Origin of the sequence: Bacillus sp. FSL L8-0358 (assembly GCF_038593095.1) — a bacterium.
In the GTDB taxonomy this organism is placed as follows: domain Bacteria; phylum Bacillota; class Bacilli; order Bacillales; family Bacillaceae; genus Bacillus; species Bacillus subtilis.
The window spans coordinates 3,312,224-3,328,726 of the sequence record NZ_CP151962.1 but is presented as its reverse complement, the minus strand read 5'-3'; the positions used below and the strand labels follow the sequence as shown (position 1 = coordinate 3,328,726).

Here is a 16,503-nt window from a genome sequence, read left to right as displayed (position 1 = left end):
AGAAGTAATGTAGCCAGTGAGTCTGGAGGTGTATGGGATGCACGCAGTTTTGATTACCTTATTGGTTATCGTCAGCATTGCACTTATTATTGTCGTTTTGCTTCAATCCAGTAAAAGCGCCGGATTATCTGGTGCGATTTCAGGCGGAGCGGAGCAGCTCTTCGGGAAACAAAAAGCAAGAGGTCTTGATTTAATTTTGCACCGCATTACGGTAGTGCTGGCAGTCTTGTTTTTCGTGTTAACGATTGCGCTTGCTTATATCCTATAGGGCAATGTTTGTATAAGGTCTGATGTGAAGTCAGGCCTTTTTCACGTTTCTTGATGATATTCAAAACGTTTTTTTCTGATTAAACTGTGGAAAACTAAAATGATCGTGCAGATAGAAAGGGAGACATGAGCATGAAAGTTGTGACACCAAAACCATTTACATTTAAAGGCGGAGACAAAGCGGTGCTTTTGCTGCATGGCTTTACAGGAAATACAGCGGATGTAAGGATGCTGGGACGATATTTGAATGAACGCGGCTATACGTGCCACGCGCCTCAATATGAAGGACATGGCGTCCCGCCTGAAGAACTTGTACATACGGGGCCCGAAGACTGGTGGAAAAACGTAATGGATGGCTATGAATACTTAAAATCTGAAGGCTATGAGAGCATTGCTGCCTGCGGACTGTCGCTTGGCGGGGTTTTTTCGCTGAAATTGGGTTACACTGTACCCATAAAGGGAATTGTCCCAATGTGCGCACCGATGCATATTAAGAGTGAAGAGGTCATGTATCAAGGCGTTCTTTCATACGCTCGCAATTACAAAAAGTTTGAGGGGAAAAGCCCTGAGCAAATTGAAGAGGAAATGAAAGAATTCGAAAAAACGCCGATGAATACCCTCAAGGCGCTGCAAGACTTAATTGCTGATGTGCGGAATAATGTCGATATGATTTATTCACCGACATTTGTGGTGCAGGCCCGTCATGACCACATGATTAATACCGAAAGCGCCAATATTATTTACAACGAAGTGGAAACTGATGATAAACAGCTGAAATGGTACGAGGAATCAGGGCATGTCATTACACTCGACAAAGAACGTGACCTCGTCCATCAGGATGTGTATGAATTTTTAGAGAAGCTCGATTGGTAATCTACAGGAGGTCGGATAATGGAAAAAGAAGCATTTATGGAAAAGCTTCTCTCGTTTATGAAGGAAGAGGCGTACAAACCTCTGACCGTTCAGGAACTTGAGGAGATGTTAAATATTACGGAAGCCGAGGAGTTTAAAGAGCTCGTCAAAGCGTTAGTCGCCTTGGAAGAAAAAGGGCTTATCGTACGGACGAGAAGCGACCGCTACGGCATTCCGGAGAAGATGAATCTAATAAAAGGAAAGATTTCAGCCCATGCGAAAGGATTCGCCTTTTTGCTGCCTGAGGATACGTCGTTAAGTGATGTGTTTATTCCGCCTAATGAGCTGAATACGGCAATGAACGGCGATATCGTCATGGTTCGTCTGAATTCACAGTCAAGCGGCTCCAGGCAGGAAGGAACCGTCATAAGGATTTTAGAAAGAGCGATTCAGCGGGTTGTCGGCACGTATACAGAAACGAGAAACTTCGGCTTTGTCATTCCGGATGACAAAAAAATCACGAGTGACATCTTCATTCCGAAAAATGGGAAAAACGGAGCTGCGGAAGGGCATAAGGTTGTTGTCAAGCTGACGAGCTATCCTGAAGGCCGCATGAACGCAGAGGGTGAGGTTGAAACCATTCTCGGCCACAAAAACGACCCGGGCATTGATATTTTATCGGTCATTCATAAGCACGGCCTGCCGGGAGAATTTCCAGCTGACGCGATGGAACAGGCATCAAGTACGCCTGACACTATCGATGAAAAAGATCTGAAAGACCGCCGTGATCTCCGTGACCAGGTGATTGTCACCATTGATGGTGCGGATGCGAAGGATTTGGATGATGCAGTTACCGTGACGAAGCTTGAAGATGGAAGCTACAAGCTTGGCGTTCACATAGCTGATGTCAGCCATTACGTAACCGAAAACTCGCCGATTGACAAAGAAGCGCTTGAAAGAGGGACAAGTGTGTATCTGGTTGACCGTGTCATCCCGATGATTCCGCACAGATTGTCAAACGGCATCTGCTCCTTAAATCCAAAGGTTGACCGCCTGACGCTTTCTTGTGAAATGACAATTAACAGTCAGGGACAGGTGACAGAGCACGAGATCTTCCAAAGTGTCATCAAAACAACGGAAAGAATGACATATTCAGATGTGAATAAAATTCTTGTTGACGATGATGAAGAGCTGAAGCAAAAATACGAGCCTCTTGTTCCAATGTTCAAAGACATGGAGCGCCTGGCTCAAATTCTTCGCGATAAGCGGATGGACCGCGGCGCCGTTGACTTTGATTTCAAAGAAGCAAAGGTGCTTGTTGATGACGAAGGAGCGGTTAAAGACGTTGTGATCAGAGAACGCTCTGTAGCCGAGAAGCTGATTGAAGAATTTATGCTTGTGGCAAACGAAACAGTGGCGGAGCATTTCCATTGGATGAATGTCCCGTTTATATACCGGATTCACGAAGAGCCGAATGCTGAAAAGCTGCAAAAGTTTTTAGAATTTGTGACGACTTTTGGCTATGTGGTGAAAGGAACGGCGGGGAATATTCATCCGCGCGCGCTGCAAAGCATTCTGGACGCTGTGCGTGACAGACCAGAGGAAACGGTTATATCTACTGTTATGCTCCGTTCGATGAAACAGGCGAAATACGACCCGCAAAGCTTGGGGCACTTCGGTCTGTCAACGGAATTCTATACGCATTTCACATCGCCGATCCGCCGTTACCCGGACTTAATCGTTCACCGTCTGATCAGAACGTATTTGATCAACGGCAAGGTCGATGAAGCGACACAGGAAAAGTGGGCTGAACGCCTGCCGGATATCGCCGAACATACATCATCTATGGAGCGCCGTGCAGTTGACGCCGAGCGTGAGACGGATGATCTGAAAAAAGCGGAATACATGCTTGATAAAATCGGTGAAGAGTTTGACGGCATGATCAGCTCTGTGACAAACTTCGGAATGTTCGTCGAGCTGCCGAATACAATTGAAGGACTCGTCCATGTCAGCTTTATGACAGATGACTACTACCGCTTTGACGAACAGCATTTCGCAATGATTGGCGAGCGGACAGGCAACGTCTTCCGCATCGGGGATGAAATCACAGTCAAGGTTGTCGATGTCAATAAAGATGAGCGCAATATCGACTTTGAAATTGTCGGCATGAAGGGCACTCCGCGGCGTCCGAGAGAATTGGACAGCAGCCGGAGCAGAAAACGCGGAAAGCCTGCCAGAAAACGTGTTCAAAGCACCAATACACCTATTTCTCCAGCTCCGTCTGAGGAAAAAGGGGAGTGGTTCACTAAGCCGAAGAAGAAAAAGAAAAAACGCGGCTTCCAGAATGCTCCGAAACAGAAACGGAAAAAGAAGAAATAGCAGCTCAACCAGCAAATAGGGCCGCAGCGCTCTATTTGCTTTCTTTCGGAAACAGCTTTTCATTGTAGCAGTACGTGACATTTGGTAAAATAGAGCGTATCGCAAAAGGTGGACAGTTTTTCCTTAGAGAGAGGAGGTTCTGGCATGCCAAAAGGGTCAGGAAAAGTATTATCTCAAAATAAGAAAGCCAATCACGATTATTTTATAGAAGAAACCTATGAAACAGGCATCGTTCTGCAAGGAACCGAAATCAAATCGATTCGCGCCGGCCGCGTAAACCTTAAGGATTCCTTCGCCAAAATCGAACGGGGAGAAGTGTTTCTCCACAATATGCACGTCAGCCCATATGAGCAGGGAAACCGCTATAACCACGATCCGCTTCGGACAAGAAAGCTGTTAATGCACCGCAAGGAGATTAATAAGCTGATCGGGTTAACAAAGGAAAAAGGCTATTCTCTCGTTCCGCTGAAGCTGTATTTAAAAAACGGCTTTGCCAAAGTGCTTCTCGGCCTTGGAAAAGGGAAGAAGAACTATGACAAACGGGAAGATCTGAAGCGCAAGGACGCGAAGCGGGAAATCGAAAGAGCGTTCAGAGACAGTCAAAAAGGCTTCTAAGGCATAGTGCTTGATTCGAAAATCAGGCCTGTGCTATACTGTGTTCACGATCAGATCACGACGCCATTCATTTGAAGGATTTGACAATTGAAAAGAGCCGTGATCATGTTATAATAAGACTATAGCCAGTTTGAGTGAGAGCTTGATATTTTCTCCCGTATTTCCCTTATACCAAGGGGACGTTACGGATTCGACAGGGATGGATCGAGCTTGAGCTGCGAGCCGAGAGGCGATCTCGTAAACACGCACTTAAATATAACTGGCAAAACTAACAGTTTTAACCAAAACGTAGCATTAGCTGCCTAATAAGCGCAGCGAGCTCTTCCTGACATTGCCTATGTGTCTGTGAAGAGCACATCCAAGTAGGCTACGCTTGCGTTCCTGTCTGAGAACGTAAGAAGAGATGAACAGACTAGCTCTCGGAAGGCCCGCCCGCAGGCAAGAAGATGAGTGAAACCATAAATATGCAGGCTACGCTCGTAGACGCTTAAGTAATCGATGTTTCTGGACGTGGGTTCGACTCCCACCGTCTCCATACATACTGACAAAGCAGAACCTCTTAAGAGGTTCTGCTTTATTTTTTCTCCAAACCACAGGCACCAAAAAGTGCGTACTTCCATTTCAAACCCAGCTGTTTCATACTGATTGCAGAGCAGATGTTTCACCAATCAGATTTCTGTCAATAAATAAGAGAAATCAAAAACGGAGGGATGAATAATGAAGCTGAATTTACAAGGAAAAACCGCACTGGTGACCGGTTCGACATCAGGGATCGGAAAAGCTATTGCCTCTTCGTTAGCTGAAGAAGGTGCGGCAGTGATCATTAACGGACGCCGGGAAGAGAAAGTGAATCAGACGATAGATGAACTGAAAACACAACATGCTGAAGCGGTTCTTTATCCGGCCGCATTTGATTTGGGAACTGAAGAAGGCTGCAATGAGCTGTTTCAGGCATATCCAGAGGTTGATATTTTGGTCAACAATTTAGGGATTTTTGAACCGGCGGAGTACTTTGATATTCCCGACGATGAATGGTTTCGTTTTTTTGAAGTGAATATTATGAGCGGTGTAAGGCTGACACGCAGGTATTTGCATAACATGATAGAGAAAAAAGAAGGGCGTGTGATTTTCATTGCCAGTGAAGCGGCGATTATGCCGTCACAGGAAATGGCCCATTACAGTGCGACAAAAACGATGCAGCTGTCCATTTCCCGCAGTTTGGCGGAGCTGGCAACCGGCACGAATGTCACAGTCAACACCGTCATGCCGGGCTCTACCTTAACAGAGGGTGTGGAAACCATGCTGAACTCGCTGTATCCTGGTGAAAACCTGACTGTTCAAGAAGCTGAGGCACGTTTTATGAAAGAAAACCGGCCGACATCTATTATTCAAAGACTGATCCGTCCGGAAGAAATCGCCCACTTCGTTACATTTTTAAGCAGCCCGCTTTCCTCTGCGATCAATGGCGCGGCACTTCGGGCAGACGGCGGTTTGGTCCGCAGTGTCTTTTAAACCTCTCCCAACAGGAGAGGTTTTTTTATATATTGTTGATTTCCATAAATTTCTGACGTATAATATTGGTACCGAAATAGTTTTCTTGGTACCGAAAGCGGGGGATTAATGTGGAAAAAAGAATTATGGCGGAAACCATCCGGCTGATCAAGCAGAAAGGATTTTCATTTACGATGAATGATTTGGCTGCAGCGCTGGGAACGAGCAAGCGGACGCTCTATGCATATTATTCATCTAAAGATCAGCTTGTTGAGGCGGTTGTCGAACAATTTATAGCTGAAATGAAGCAAATGGAAAGAGACATCTATGAAAATGAAAGTTTAAATGTGCTCCAAAAGGTGAAAAAAATGCTGATCAGCCTTCCGCAGGGGATGGAACTGCTGAACATGGGATTATTAAATGAACTAAAGAAATACCATTACGATGCGTGGCTTACATTAGACACGTTTATTAAGGCAGAATGGGCCATTGTCCTAGAATTATTAAACGAGTGCAAACAGCAAAAGAGAATCAGAAACATCAATCCGGACCTGTTTGTTCACATGTATATAGGGAGCATCAACCAAGTGTATGACCCTGAATATCCGCTGAAACATCAGTTCACGACAGGAGAGGTACTTGAATCAATTGTAGATGTTTTGTTTAACGGTATAACAGCTGATAAGGAGGCTGATGCGACGTGAATTGGGTGTTTCTATGCTTGGCGATTTTGTTTGAGGTTGCGGGAACGGTCAGCATGAAGCTATCGTCTGGTTTTACAAAGCTTATTCCCAGTTTGCTGTTGATTTTCTTTTATGGAGGGAGTCTTTTCTTTCTGACGCTTACGCTTAAATCCATTGATGTATCAGTTGCTTATGCTGTATGGTCAGGGATGGGAATTGTCCTGATTACAGTCGTTGGTTTTTTGTTTTTTCAAGAACATGTTAGTGTCATGAAAGTCATTTCAATTGGATTGATTATTGCCGGTGTTGTGTCTTTAAACCTGATCGATCATGCTGCGGTGTCTGAGCCGGTACATAAAAGCGGGCAGTACAAATGAGATATATGAAGCTGTTTTTTCTCGTGACTGATATCGGTTTTATCTTGTACTGGCTGTCAGCCGGGTTTTCGCTCATACCGGAAAACTGGGCTTTTAAACATCATGACCATCCGTTTATGATCGCTTGGAACTGGTCTTTTTTTCCGCTGGATATCCTGATTTCTGTCACAGGTTTGTACAGCTTGTACTTACAGCGGGTGAATCGTGCTGATTGGAAGCTGATGGCGCTGATTTCTCTTGTGCTGACCTGTTGTTCAGGTCTGCAGGCGCTATCATTCTGGACATTCAGCAGGGACTTTGATCTTGTGTGGTGGCTGTTTAATGGGTATCTATTGATTTATCCTTTATTTTTTATTCACCTGCTCTTGAAGGAAGGCAGAAGGACAAAACAGTCCTGACAGGTGCCGCTTTTATGATAATAAACTGATGTAAGGAAGCAGAGACGGTATAAGTCTCTGTTTTTTTATCGGGCGCACCAATTGAGAAGCTAACCGCTTTTTTGGGCATACTAAAGCGAAGAAACGGGAAAAGTTCTACACATTCATTGAAAAGGATTTTGTCAAATGAACAAAACTGCTGCGAACAATCAAAGAATCATGCCTATTGTGAAGGATGCCTTTCGCATTCATGCAAATCCATTTCCTTGGAAAAAGGCTATCGGATCAGGTTTCGCTTCAGGGTTTCCTGTGCTGGTCGGTGCATTGGCAGGTCACACGGATTACGGATTAATTGCAAGTATCGGAGGCTTTGTTTATTTATATGCGGGCGGTGAATCGTACAAAAAGCGCGCCATGAAGCTGCTCTTGGTTTCCTTTGGGATCGCCCTCTCATTTGGTTTAGGGACGCTTTTGTCCGGGACGCTTTGGATGATGTCGGCTGTTTTGGGGCTGATCGGTGCAGCGGCGATGTTTATTTTTAGCGCGCTCGGCATTCAAGGCCCTGCGCCGATGTTTTTTGTCCTTGCCTTTTTAGTCAGTTCCGGGCTGCCGGCCGATCCTTCACAAGCGCTGTTCAGAGCGGTACTGACGTTTCTCGGAGGCATTTTCGCCATGGGCATCGCTTTAATCGGCTGGTTATGGAACAAACATGGACCGGAGGGAGCGGTGCTGCAAAAAACATATCATCAGCTGGCTGCATGTCTTTCAGCCGTCGGAACGCCAGGTTTTCATAACGCACAGCATCAGACGGTGCTCATGCTTAGAACAGCCCGCCAAACGGTTCTTGGGAAAGGGAATAAACGGAAAAAATCGCGGCATGATGAACGATTTTTCCGCCTCCTTGAAAAAGCTGACGACATATTCCTTGCCATTATTCATTTTTCAGCTGAAACGCCGGACAGAGAGACTGCAAAGATTGAAAAGGCACTTCGCCAAACCGGAGATATGCTTGCGCATGCACGGGTTTCCGGTACGTTTCAGATTAATGAGAACGAATCTGAGTCTAGGCGGAAGCTGTTTGAAGAAATCAATGAGGTTTTGCATATCGCTTCAGGACGTTTTGATAAGCAGCTTGACGGGGAGCCGAGCCGCCTGCCATCCTCTTTTTACTTTTTGAGAAATGCTTTTGACTGGAAGTCTCCAGTTTTGATTAGAGCGTTAAAGTACGGAATTGTTCTGTTTGCCGCCGATATGTTTGCCCTCGCATTCGGCTTTGCACGTTCCTATTGGATTCCGCTTTCGGCAGCAGCGGTCATGCTTGGCACTACTGTGGTTTTTACGCTTCACAGGGCTATTCAGCGTTCGGCCGGAACGGTGATCGGTGTTATGCTGGCAGGCGCAATCTTGTTTTTTAAGCCGGGCGGTGTTTATATTGCGTTATGTATTGCAGCGCTGCAATGTCTTCTTGAGATGCTGATCGTCCGCAATTATGCGCTGGCTGTTCCCTTTTTAACCGCAAATGCGCTTGTTATCACAGAAAGTATGCATGGCGGCGCGGGTGCCGGTTATTTTATGATAGCGAGGCTGACTGATGTAGCTGTCGGCAGCGTGATCGGGCTGTTGGGAACAATGCTTTTGTGGCGGCGGTTTTCAACCAAGCGGCTGCCAGAACTTGTGCGGAATGTCATCCGGTTGGAAGGGCAGTTTATGGAGAAACTGTTAACCGGGCAGAATGCCGACGAACACAAGTTAAGGGTGAGTCTTGTCAGGCTTCGGGATGCGTATGACAAGGCGCTTGGAGAGTTTCCTCATGCGAATGCGGATGCGCTCTGGCCTGCCATTTCCGGTGCTCAGCACTTAGGGTACTATTTGCTCTCGGCGCAAGCTCACCGCAGTCCGCCTGCTCCGTTTTCTGATGAAGAGATCAACCAGCTGCGGGCGTTTTTTGAACAGGCTGAGCAATCCTTTATCATGAAAAGGATGCCTGCGGATATTCAAGTGCCGCATGTCCCTCATTATCCTCGAATCAGTAAAGAACTGTCCGCGCTGTATTCCGGCTTGAGAACAGCTTTTGAAAAGTTAAATAATCTTTAATTCGAGATGTTTTACTTGAAAGTAAATTTCTTTGTCTCTATAATAAAGTCTAAGAGAGACAGAATAATCATTATGCATTTGTATGATAATAATTGATGTGTGACTTTTAAAACGAAAGGGCTGGTAAAAATGGCAAAAGTATTATATATCACTGCTCATCCGCATGACGAAGCAACTTCGTACAGTATGGCAACAGGTAAAGCATTTATCGAATCTTACAAAGAAGCGAATCCAAATGATGAAGTTGTACATATCGATTTGTACAAAGAAAACATCCCGCACATTGACGCAGATGTATTCAGCGGATGGGGAAAGCTTCAGTCAGGTACAGGCTTTGAAGAGCTTTCTGAAAGCGAAAAAGCGAAAGTAGGCCGTTTGGGAGAGCTTAGCGATCAATTTGCATCAGCTGATAAGTACGTATTTGTTACTCCTTTATGGAACTTCTCATTCCCGCCAGTGATGAAAGCGTATCTCGATTCTGTTGCTGTTGCAGGAAAATCATTCAAATACACAGAACAAGGTCCTGTCGGCTTGTTAACTGATAAAAAAGCAATTCATATCCAAGCGCGCGGCGGCTACTATTCAGAAGGCCCTGCGGCTGAGATGGAAATGGGGCACCGCTACATCGGCATCATGATGAACTTCTTCGGCGTACCATCATTCGATGGCATTTTCGTAGAGGGACATAATGCGGAGCCCGATAAAGCACAGCAAATCAAAGAAGACGCGATTGCGCGTGCGAAAGAAGCAGGAAAAACATTCTAATGAAAAAGCCTCCCCTTATTTGGGGAGGCTTTTGTTTTATTGCTCCAGCATAATGGTTCGTTTCTCTTTACTGCTTTTCATCGCGGCTTCAATGATGCGGATGACATCAATACCTTCCTCAGCAGTGACTGGCAGCGCAGCACCTTCCCGTATGCTTTCCGCTATTTTACGGTAATAGGTAAGGTAGGAGCCATTTACTGATGGAATCGTTTCTGTTTTTTTGTCGGAGCCATGAATGGTTGTAAGCTGTCCGTAAAACTTCGGATCATCCGCACCCCAGCTGTCATCCTCTGGTTTTCTTCCCGCTCTGAGTGCGTCTTCCTGTCCATCAATTCCGTATTTGATAAAGCTGGAATCTTTTCCATGGATTTGATAACGAGGTCCGTTTGCCGGAACGATTGATCCTCCGTATAGAATGGCTTGAAGCTTGCCATAATCCAGGGTTAAATGAAAATAGTCAACCGTTTCGGCATTTTCCCGCTGAGCCATCACGTTTGCAGTCACGGCTTTAGGCATCCCAAATAAATGCAGGGTTTGGTCTATGATGTGGGAGCCGAGATCATATAGCGTACCAGTGGCAGTGCCTTCTTTTTCCCGCCACCGCGCTTGAATTTCAGGTCTGTAGCGGTCATAGGATACTTGATATGTATTGATATCTTCAAGGGATCCCTCAGAGATCAGCTTTTTAATCGTTAAAAAATCGTTATCCCAGCGTCGGTTATGATATACGCTTAATAATACGCCTTTTTCATCGGCAGCCCTTTTTAATGTTTCCCCCTCTTCGGCCGTTGCTGTCATTGGTTTTTCCATCACAACATGTTTTCCGGCCTGTATGCATGCCATAGCATGCTCGTAATGAAGGCCGCTCGGGGTGGTGACAATGACAAGCTCAATGGCAGGGTCATTTGTGATTTCCTCAAGCTCATGCACAACCTCAGCATCTGGAAAATCCCGATTCACTTCTTCTGTCCGTGATGTCATGATTTTGCTGATGTGATACTCATCCAGAACAGCCAGCAGCGGCCCGTGAAAAACAGAACCGGACAATCCGTATCCTAATATCCCAACCTTTATTGTATCCACTTTTCTTCTCCCCTTTAAAAGCGTTTTCATCAGAAGTATATACCCTCCTGATCAAATGGTAAAACCAAACTGATTCATTTTTTGCGGCGGCATGCTTAGACAACCGTTTGGACAATCAGTATAATGGGAATTAATATCATTAAACAGAGGTGTACGCATGGAAAAGCATAACGAACATAAAACATTAAACCATAAAAGCTCGAAAGAAAAAGAACAGATTACAAACCGGCTAAAGCGGATTGAGGGTCAAGTCAGAGGCATTCAAAACATGGTGGAAAACGACAGATATTGTGTAGATATTCTTGTGCAGATTTCAGCTGTTCAGGCGGCAATGAAAAATGTGGCGCTTCATTTGCTTGAGGATCATGCCCATCATTGTGTAGCAGATGCCATCAAAAGCGGAGACGGGGAACAGGCCATTTCTGAGCTTTTGGACGTATTTAAAAAGTTCACAAAATCATAAAGCGTTTTTTTATTGTAATACCCTACGGGGGTATGGTAGGATAAAAACAGAAAGAATAAACAGGAGGAATTGATATGGAACAAAAAACATTGCAAGTTGAAGGAATGTCTTGTCAGCACTGCGTCAAAGCAGTAGAAACAAGCGTAGGAGAACTGGACGGCGTCAGTGCCGTTCATGTCAATCTGGAAGCGGGTAAAGTCGATGTTTCGTTTGATGCTGACAAAGTATCAGTCAAAGATATTGCGGATGCGATAGAAGATCAGGGCTATGATGTAGCCAAGTGATTCAAGGTATCGCGCCTTTAGGGAGGCGCGATATTTCTTTCATTTTTATATACCCCCCAGGTGTATATAAAGGAGTGAGTATGTTGAGTGAACAAAAGGAAATCGCGATGCAGGTCTCTGGTATGACCTGTGCGGCATGTGCTGCCAGAATTGAAAAAGGCCTGAAGCGGATGCCCGGTGTCACAGATGCAAATGTTAATCTGGCAACGGAAACATCAAATGTAATCTACGATCCTGCTGAAACAGGGACTGCAGCGATTCAAGAAAAAATAGAGAAGCTGGGCTATCACGTCGTTACAGAAAAAGCTGAATTCGATATTGAAGGCATGACCTGTGCAGCTTGCGCCAATCGGATTGAAAAGCGGCTTAACAAAATAGAAGGCGTCGCAAACGCTCCAGTAAACTTCGCTTTAGAAACAGTTACGGTCGAATACAATCCAAAAGAAGCGTCTGTCGGCGATTTGAAAGAAGCGGTAGATAAGCTTGGATATAAGCTAAAGTTGAAGGGTGAACAGGACAGTGAGGCTGCTGCTGCTAAAAAGAAAGAAGAACGGAAGCAAACGGCGAGACTGATTTTTTCAGCTGTCCTGTCATTTCCATTGCTTTGGGCGATGGTGAGCCATTTTACATTTACATCATTCATTTGGGTACCGGATATATTTCTCAATCCGTGGATGCAATTTACGCTGGCGACACCAGTCCAGTTTCTGATCGGATGGCCGTTTTATGTGGGTGCGTATAAGGCGCTCAGAAATAAAAGCGCCAATATGGATGTATTGGTCGCCCTCGGTACGACGGCTGCTTACGCTTATAGTCTTTATCTTACTTTTCAAAGCCTTGGCTCTCACGGGCATACAGACGGCCTTTACTATGAAACAAGCGCGATTTTGCTGACGCTGATTTTATTAGGCAAGTTGTTTGAAACAAAAGCAAAAGGCCGTTCCTCGGATGCGATTAAAAAGCTGATGAAGCTTCAAGCGAAAACAGCGACTGTTGTAAGAGACGGACAGGAGCAAATCATCCCGATCGACGAAGTGCTTGTTAATGACATTGTTTACGTCAAACCTGGCGAACGAATTCCTGTCGACGGAGAAGTGGTTGAAGGCCGCTCAGCGGTTGACGAATCGATGATTACAGGAGAAAGTCTTCCTGTTGACAAAAATCCTGGTGACAGCGTGACAGGTTCAACCGTTAACGCAAACGGTTTCCTGAAAATTAAAGCTGTCAACGTCGGAAAGGATACTGCGCTTTCTCATATCATCAAAATTGTTGAGGAAGCACAAGGGTCAAAAGCGCCGATCCAGCGTCTCGCTGACCAGATTTCAGGCATTTTTGTGCCAATTGTATTGGGGATTGCCGTTCTCACTTTTCTCATTTGGTACCTTTGGGCGGCTCCTGGCGATTTTGCTGAAGCGATCAGCAAGTTCATTGCGGTTCTTGTCATTGCCTGTCCTTGCGCCCTCGGTCTTGCCACTCCGACGAGCATAATGGCTGGATCTGGACGCGCTGCTGAATTCGGGATTTTATTTAAAGGCGGCGAGCATTTAGAAAAAACACATCGTCTCGATACCATTGTTCTTGATAAAACCGGAACCGTGACAAACGGGAAGCCGCGTCTGACGGATGCCATTCCATTCGGCCATTTTGAAGAAACAGATTTGCTTCAATTTGCAGCGGCAGCGGAAACGGGATCAGAGCATCCGCTTGGCGAAGCGATTATTGCTGGCGTGAAAGATAAAGGGCTTGAGATACCGAACCTAACCCGTTTTGAAGCAAAAGTCGGCGCAGGCATTTTGGCTGAAGCCGGAGGAAAAAGCATTCTCGTCGGCACAAGAAAATTAATGGAGAGCGAACAGGTCGAGCATGGGGCTCTTCTCGCCAAAATGGAAGAGCTAGAGGCAGAAGGGAAAACAGTTATGCTTGTATCCATTGATGGAGAAGCAGCTGGGCTAGTAGCGGTTGCAGATACGATTAAGGACACGTCGCGGAAGGCTGTTGCCCGTCTGAAAGAGTTGGGTCTTGATGTCATCATGATGACAGGAGACAATCGCAGAACCGCAGAAGCCATTGCGAAGGAAGCGGGAATTGCGAATATCATTGCAGAAGTCCTTCCTGAACAAAAGGCAGCAGAAATTGCCCGCCTGCAAAAAGAAGGCCGCCAGACGGCAATGGTAGGCGACGGAATTAACGATGCGCCGGCGCTTGCCACAGCTGACATCGGCATGGCGATTGGAACCGGCACGGACATTGCCATGGAAACAGCAGACATTACACTGATTCGCGGCGATCTGAACAGCATTGTCGATGCTATCCGCATGAGCAGATTGACAATGAAAAACATTAAACAAAACCTATTCTGGGCGCTTGGCTATAACAGCCTCGGCATCCCAATCGCAGCACTTGGATTTTTAGCACCGTGGATAGCAGGAGCAGCAATGGCATTCAGCTCCGTTTCCGTTGTTCTGAATGCTCTTCGTCTGCAAAAAGTAAAATGAAAAACCGGCTATATGCCGGTTTTTGTTTTTCATTGACACTTTCTTGGAAAACAACATATAATAGGTGTAACTTATATATGAGTATATGCTCATATATGTAAAGTAAATTGAATACTCATTGATACGCTTTGAAAAGGGAACCCTAAATCGGAAGGTAAGGTGAGACTAGTGAAACAGGAATACGTTCTGGACGGTTTGGATTGCAGCAATTGTGCCCAAAAAATCGAAAATGGAGTCAAAGGCATAAAAGGCATTGACGGATGCGCGGTAAATTTTGCGGCAAGCACCTTAACTGTCTCAGCCGATGGGAAAGAAGAGCAATGGGTCACGAATAAAGTAGAGAAAAAAGTGAAATCAATTGATCCGCATGTAACGGTTCGCCAAAAGCATATAAAGAAATCAGCTGATGATGGCTATCGTAATCGAATGGTCAATATGCTGATCAGAATGGCGGCGGCTGTCATTCTCGGCGCAGCGGCATATTTGGTTCATTCGGGAACCATTGAATTTTTCCTTTTCCTCGGTGCTTATTTGATCATCGGCGGTGACATTATGATCCGCGCAGTCAAAAACATCATCCGCGGTCAGGTGTTTGATGAGCATTTCTTAATGGCTCTTGCCACAATCGGCGCCTTTCTGATTCAGCAATACCCTGAGGGCGTCGCCGTTATGCTGTTTTATCAAATCGGTGAGCTTTTTCAAGGAGCCGCGGTCAGCCGTTCCAGAAAATCAATTAGTGCGTTAATGGACATACGGCCTGATTACGCCAATCTCAAAACAAAGAACGGCATCGAGCAGGTTTCCCCGGAGGACGTTCAGACAGGAGACATCATTGTGGTTAATCCGGGAGAAAGCATACCCCTGGACGGTAAGGTCGTGCAAGGGTCAGCGATGGTTGATACATCTGCTTTAACAGGTGAGTCCGTTCCGAGAAAAGCTGCGGAAGGACAAGATGTAATGTCAGGCTTTATCAATCAAAACGGTGTTCTGCATATTGAAGTCACAAAGGGCTATCAGGAATCAGCAGTATCAAAAATATTAGACTTGGTTCAGAATGCGAGCAGCCGTAAAGCCCGGACAGAAAACTTTATCACGAAGTTTGCCAAGTATTATACACCTGCTGTTGTGATCATCGCGGTATTGCTGGCCTTTGTTCCGCCGCTTGTTCTTTCTGGCGCCGCGCTTTCCGATTGGGTGTACCGCGCGCTTATCTTTTTAGTGATTTCTTGTCCTTGTGCGCTTGTTGTCTCCATTCCGCTCGGTTTCTTCGGCGGAATTGGAGCGGCCTCAAAGGCTGGAGTGCTTGTAAAGGGAAGCAATTATTTAGAAGCTTTGAATCAAGTCAAATACGCGGTGTTTGATAAAACGGGAACACTAACAAAAGGCAGCTTTGAAGTGACAGAAATCAAACCCGCGGAAGGTTTTACAAAGGATAGATTACTTGAAGCGACGGCATACGCTGAGCTTCATTCACAGCATCCGATTGCTGAATCTGTGCGTAAAGCTTACGGGAAAATGCTTTCCTCCGATGAGATTGAGTCATACGAAGAAATCTCCGGCCACGGCATTTTTGCAAAGGTAAATGGAACTGAGATCCTTGCTGGGAATAAAAAGCTCATGGAAAGAGAACAAATTGAGGATGTCCCCGATGAAAATGCTGGAACAATCGTACACGTTGCTGTTGATCAACGCTATGCCGGAGCAATCATCATAGCAGATGAAGTAAAGGAAGACGCAGCACAAGCGGTTGCTGATCTGAAGTCGCTTGGGATCAAACAGACAGCTATGCTGACGGGTGATTCGAAACAAACGGGAGAAGCCGTCGGAAAACAACTTGGGATTGGTGAGGTATATGCAGAGCTGCTGCCGCAAGATAAAGTCGCGCAGGTCGAAGCATTGGAAGCTAAGCTTTCACCTAATGAAAAACTCATTTTTGTCGGTGACGGCATCAATGATACGCCGGTGCTTGCCCGCGCAGATATAGGGATCGCGATGGGAGGCCTTGGCTCAGACGCCGCAGTAGAAGCCGCAGACATCGTGCTGATGACAGATCAGCCGTCAAAAATAGCGGAAGCGATTCGGATTGCGAAACGGACACGGCGAATCGTGTGGCAAAACATCGGCTTTGCTTTAGGTGTGAAAGCGATCTTTCTCATTCTTGGTGCATTTGGAATTGCGACCATGTGGGAAGCGGTTTTCTCAGATGTCGGCGTTACACTGCTTGCTGTGGCGAACGCCATGCGCGTCATGCGTCTCAAAAACAAATAAATTGTCGGAG

General features: G+C 45.8%; 15 protein-coding genes and 1 other RNA gene. 15 read left to right on the top strand and 1 reads right to left on the bottom strand.

Annotated features, from left to right (window positions below):
* Positions 1-37 precede the first annotated feature (37 nt).
* From secG to azoRB, 11 genes are all read left to right on the top strand, one after another.
* Positions 38-268, top strand: coding sequence for a preprotein translocase subunit SecG (secG, locus tag NYE49_RS17185; protein WP_003220028.1), 231 nt, complete (start codon positions 38-40; stop codon positions 266-268).
* A gap of 131 nt (positions 269-399) precedes the next feature.
* Positions 400-1,140 (top strand): carboxylesterase, encoded by a 741-nt coding sequence (locus NYE49_RS17180; RefSeq protein WP_003242610.1) that lies wholly within the window; start codon positions 400-402, stop codon positions 1,138-1,140.
* Positions 1,141-1,158: 18 nt separating this feature from the next.
* Positions 1,159-3,498: a ribonuclease R gene (rnr, locus tag NYE49_RS17175; RefSeq protein WP_047183185.1), complete on the top strand. Its 2,340-nt coding sequence runs from the start codon at positions 1,159-1,161 to the stop codon at positions 3,496-3,498.
* A 144-nt stretch (positions 3,499-3,642) separates the two neighbouring features.
* Positions 3,643-4,113: an SsrA-binding protein gene (smpB, locus tag NYE49_RS17170; RefSeq protein WP_003220025.1), complete on the top strand. Its 471-nt coding sequence runs from the start codon at positions 3,643-3,645 to the stop codon at positions 4,111-4,113.
* A gap of 175 nt (positions 4,114-4,288) precedes the next feature.
* Positions 4,289-4,651, top strand: a transfer-messenger RNA (tmRNA) gene (gene ssrA, locus NYE49_RS17165).
* A 179-nt stretch (positions 4,652-4,830) separates the two neighbouring features.
* Positions 4,831-5,625, top strand: coding sequence for an SDR family oxidoreductase (locus NYE49_RS17160; RefSeq protein WP_003228388.1), 795 nt, complete (start codon positions 4,831-4,833; stop codon positions 5,623-5,625).
* 110 nt (positions 5,626-5,735) lie between these two features.
* Entirely contained in the window at positions 5,736-6,308 is a 573-nt protein-coding gene (locus tag NYE49_RS17155) for a TetR/AcrR family transcriptional regulator (protein ID WP_047183184.1), read from the top strand.
* On the top strand, positions 6,305-6,664 hold the full coding sequence (locus NYE49_RS17150) for a multidrug efflux SMR transporter (RefSeq protein ID WP_047183183.1): 360 nt from the start codon (positions 6,305-6,307) through the stop codon (positions 6,662-6,664). The genes NYE49_RS17155 and NYE49_RS17150 overlap by 4 nt, the downstream gene beginning before the upstream one ends.
* Positions 6,661-7,062, top strand: a complete 402-nt coding sequence (locus NYE49_RS17145) for a YvaD family protein (protein WP_047183182.1) — start codon at positions 6,661-6,663, stop codon at positions 7,060-7,062. The genes NYE49_RS17150 and NYE49_RS17145 overlap by 4 nt, the downstream gene beginning before the upstream one ends.
* Positions 7,063-7,227: 165 nt before the next feature.
* Positions 7,228-9,135: an FUSC family protein gene (locus NYE49_RS17140; protein ID WP_047183181.1), complete on the top strand. Its 1,908-nt coding sequence runs from the start codon at positions 7,228-7,230 to the stop codon at positions 9,133-9,135.
* Between the two features lie 129 nt (positions 9,136-9,264).
* Entirely contained in the window at positions 9,265-9,900 is a 636-nt protein-coding gene (gene azoRB, locus NYE49_RS17135) for an FMN-dependent NADH-azoreductase AzoRB (protein ID WP_003243587.1), read from the top strand.
* Positions 9,901-9,936: 36 nt separating this feature from the next.
* On the opposite strand, the gene iolW is transcribed toward azoRB, so the two are convergent.
* Positions 9,937-11,013 carry a scyllo-inositol 2-dehydrogenase gene (gene iolW / locus NYE49_RS17130; RefSeq protein WP_015384641.1) on the bottom strand — a complete coding sequence of 359 codons (1,077 nt, stop codon included), beginning with the start codon at positions 11,011-11,013 and terminating at the stop codon, positions 9,937-9,939.
* Between the two features lie 127 nt (positions 11,014-11,140).
* Between iolW and csoR the strand changes: the two genes are divergently transcribed.
* The 4 genes from csoR to NYE49_RS17110 all read left to right on the top strand — a co-directional run bounded on the left by csoR (position 11,141) and on the right by NYE49_RS17110 (position 16,493).
* The gene (csoR, locus tag NYE49_RS17125; RefSeq protein WP_015384640.1) at positions 11,141-11,446 is read left to right on the top strand and encodes a copper-sensing transcriptional repressor CsoR; all 306 of its coding nucleotides are present in this window, start codon (positions 11,141-11,143) and stop codon (positions 11,444-11,446) included.
* Positions 11,447-11,520: 74 nt separating this feature from the next.
* Entirely contained in the window at positions 11,521-11,730 is a 210-nt protein-coding gene (gene copZ, locus NYE49_RS17120) for a copper chaperone CopZ (protein WP_003244260.1), read from the top strand.
* A gap of 83 nt (positions 11,731-11,813) precedes the next feature.
* Complete coding sequence (gene copA, locus NYE49_RS17115) at positions 11,814-14,225, top strand: copper-exporting P-type ATPase CopA (RefSeq protein WP_047183180.1); 2,412 nt, start codon at positions 11,814-11,816, stop codon at positions 14,223-14,225.
* A 159-nt stretch (positions 14,226-14,384) separates the two neighbouring features.
* A complete protein-coding gene (locus NYE49_RS17110) occupies positions 14,385-16,493 on the top strand; it encodes a heavy metal translocating P-type ATPase (protein WP_342410530.1) in 2,109 nt (702 codons plus the stop codon).
* The last annotated feature ends 10 nt before the right edge of the window (positions 16,494-16,503 follow it).

Coding starts and splice junctions, on each gene's coding strand:
- NYE49_RS17160 (WP_003228388.1), top strand. CDS start 4,831: ATGAAGCTGAATTTACAAGGAAAAACCGCACTGGTGACCGGTTCGACA.
- NYE49_RS17145 (WP_047183182.1), top strand. CDS start 6,661: ATGAGATATATGAAGCTGTTTTTTCTCGTGACTGATATCGGTTTTATC.
- secG (WP_003220028.1), top strand. CDS start 38: ATGCACGCAGTTTTGATTACCTTATTGGTTATCGTCAGCATTGCACTT.
- azoRB (WP_003243587.1), top strand. CDS start 9,265: ATGGCAAAAGTATTATATATCACTGCTCATCCGCATGACGAAGCAACT.
- rnr (WP_047183185.1), top strand. CDS start 1,159: ATGGAAAAAGAAGCATTTATGGAAAAGCTTCTCTCGTTTATGAAGGAA.
- copZ (WP_003244260.1), top strand. CDS start 11,521: ATGGAACAAAAAACATTGCAAGTTGAAGGAATGTCTTGTCAGCACTGC.
- NYE49_RS17140 (WP_047183181.1), top strand. CDS start 7,228: ATGAACAAAACTGCTGCGAACAATCAAAGAATCATGCCTATTGTGAAG.
- smpB (WP_003220025.1), top strand. CDS start 3,643: ATGCCAAAAGGGTCAGGAAAAGTATTATCTCAAAATAAGAAAGCCAAT.
- iolW (WP_015384641.1), bottom strand. CDS start 11,013: ATGAAAACGCTTTTAAAGGGGAGAAGAAAAGTGGATACAATAAAGGTT.
- NYE49_RS17180 (WP_003242610.1), top strand. CDS start 400: ATGAAAGTTGTGACACCAAAACCATTTACATTTAAAGGCGGAGACAAA.
- csoR (WP_015384640.1), top strand. CDS start 11,141: ATGGAAAAGCATAACGAACATAAAACATTAAACCATAAAAGCTCGAAA.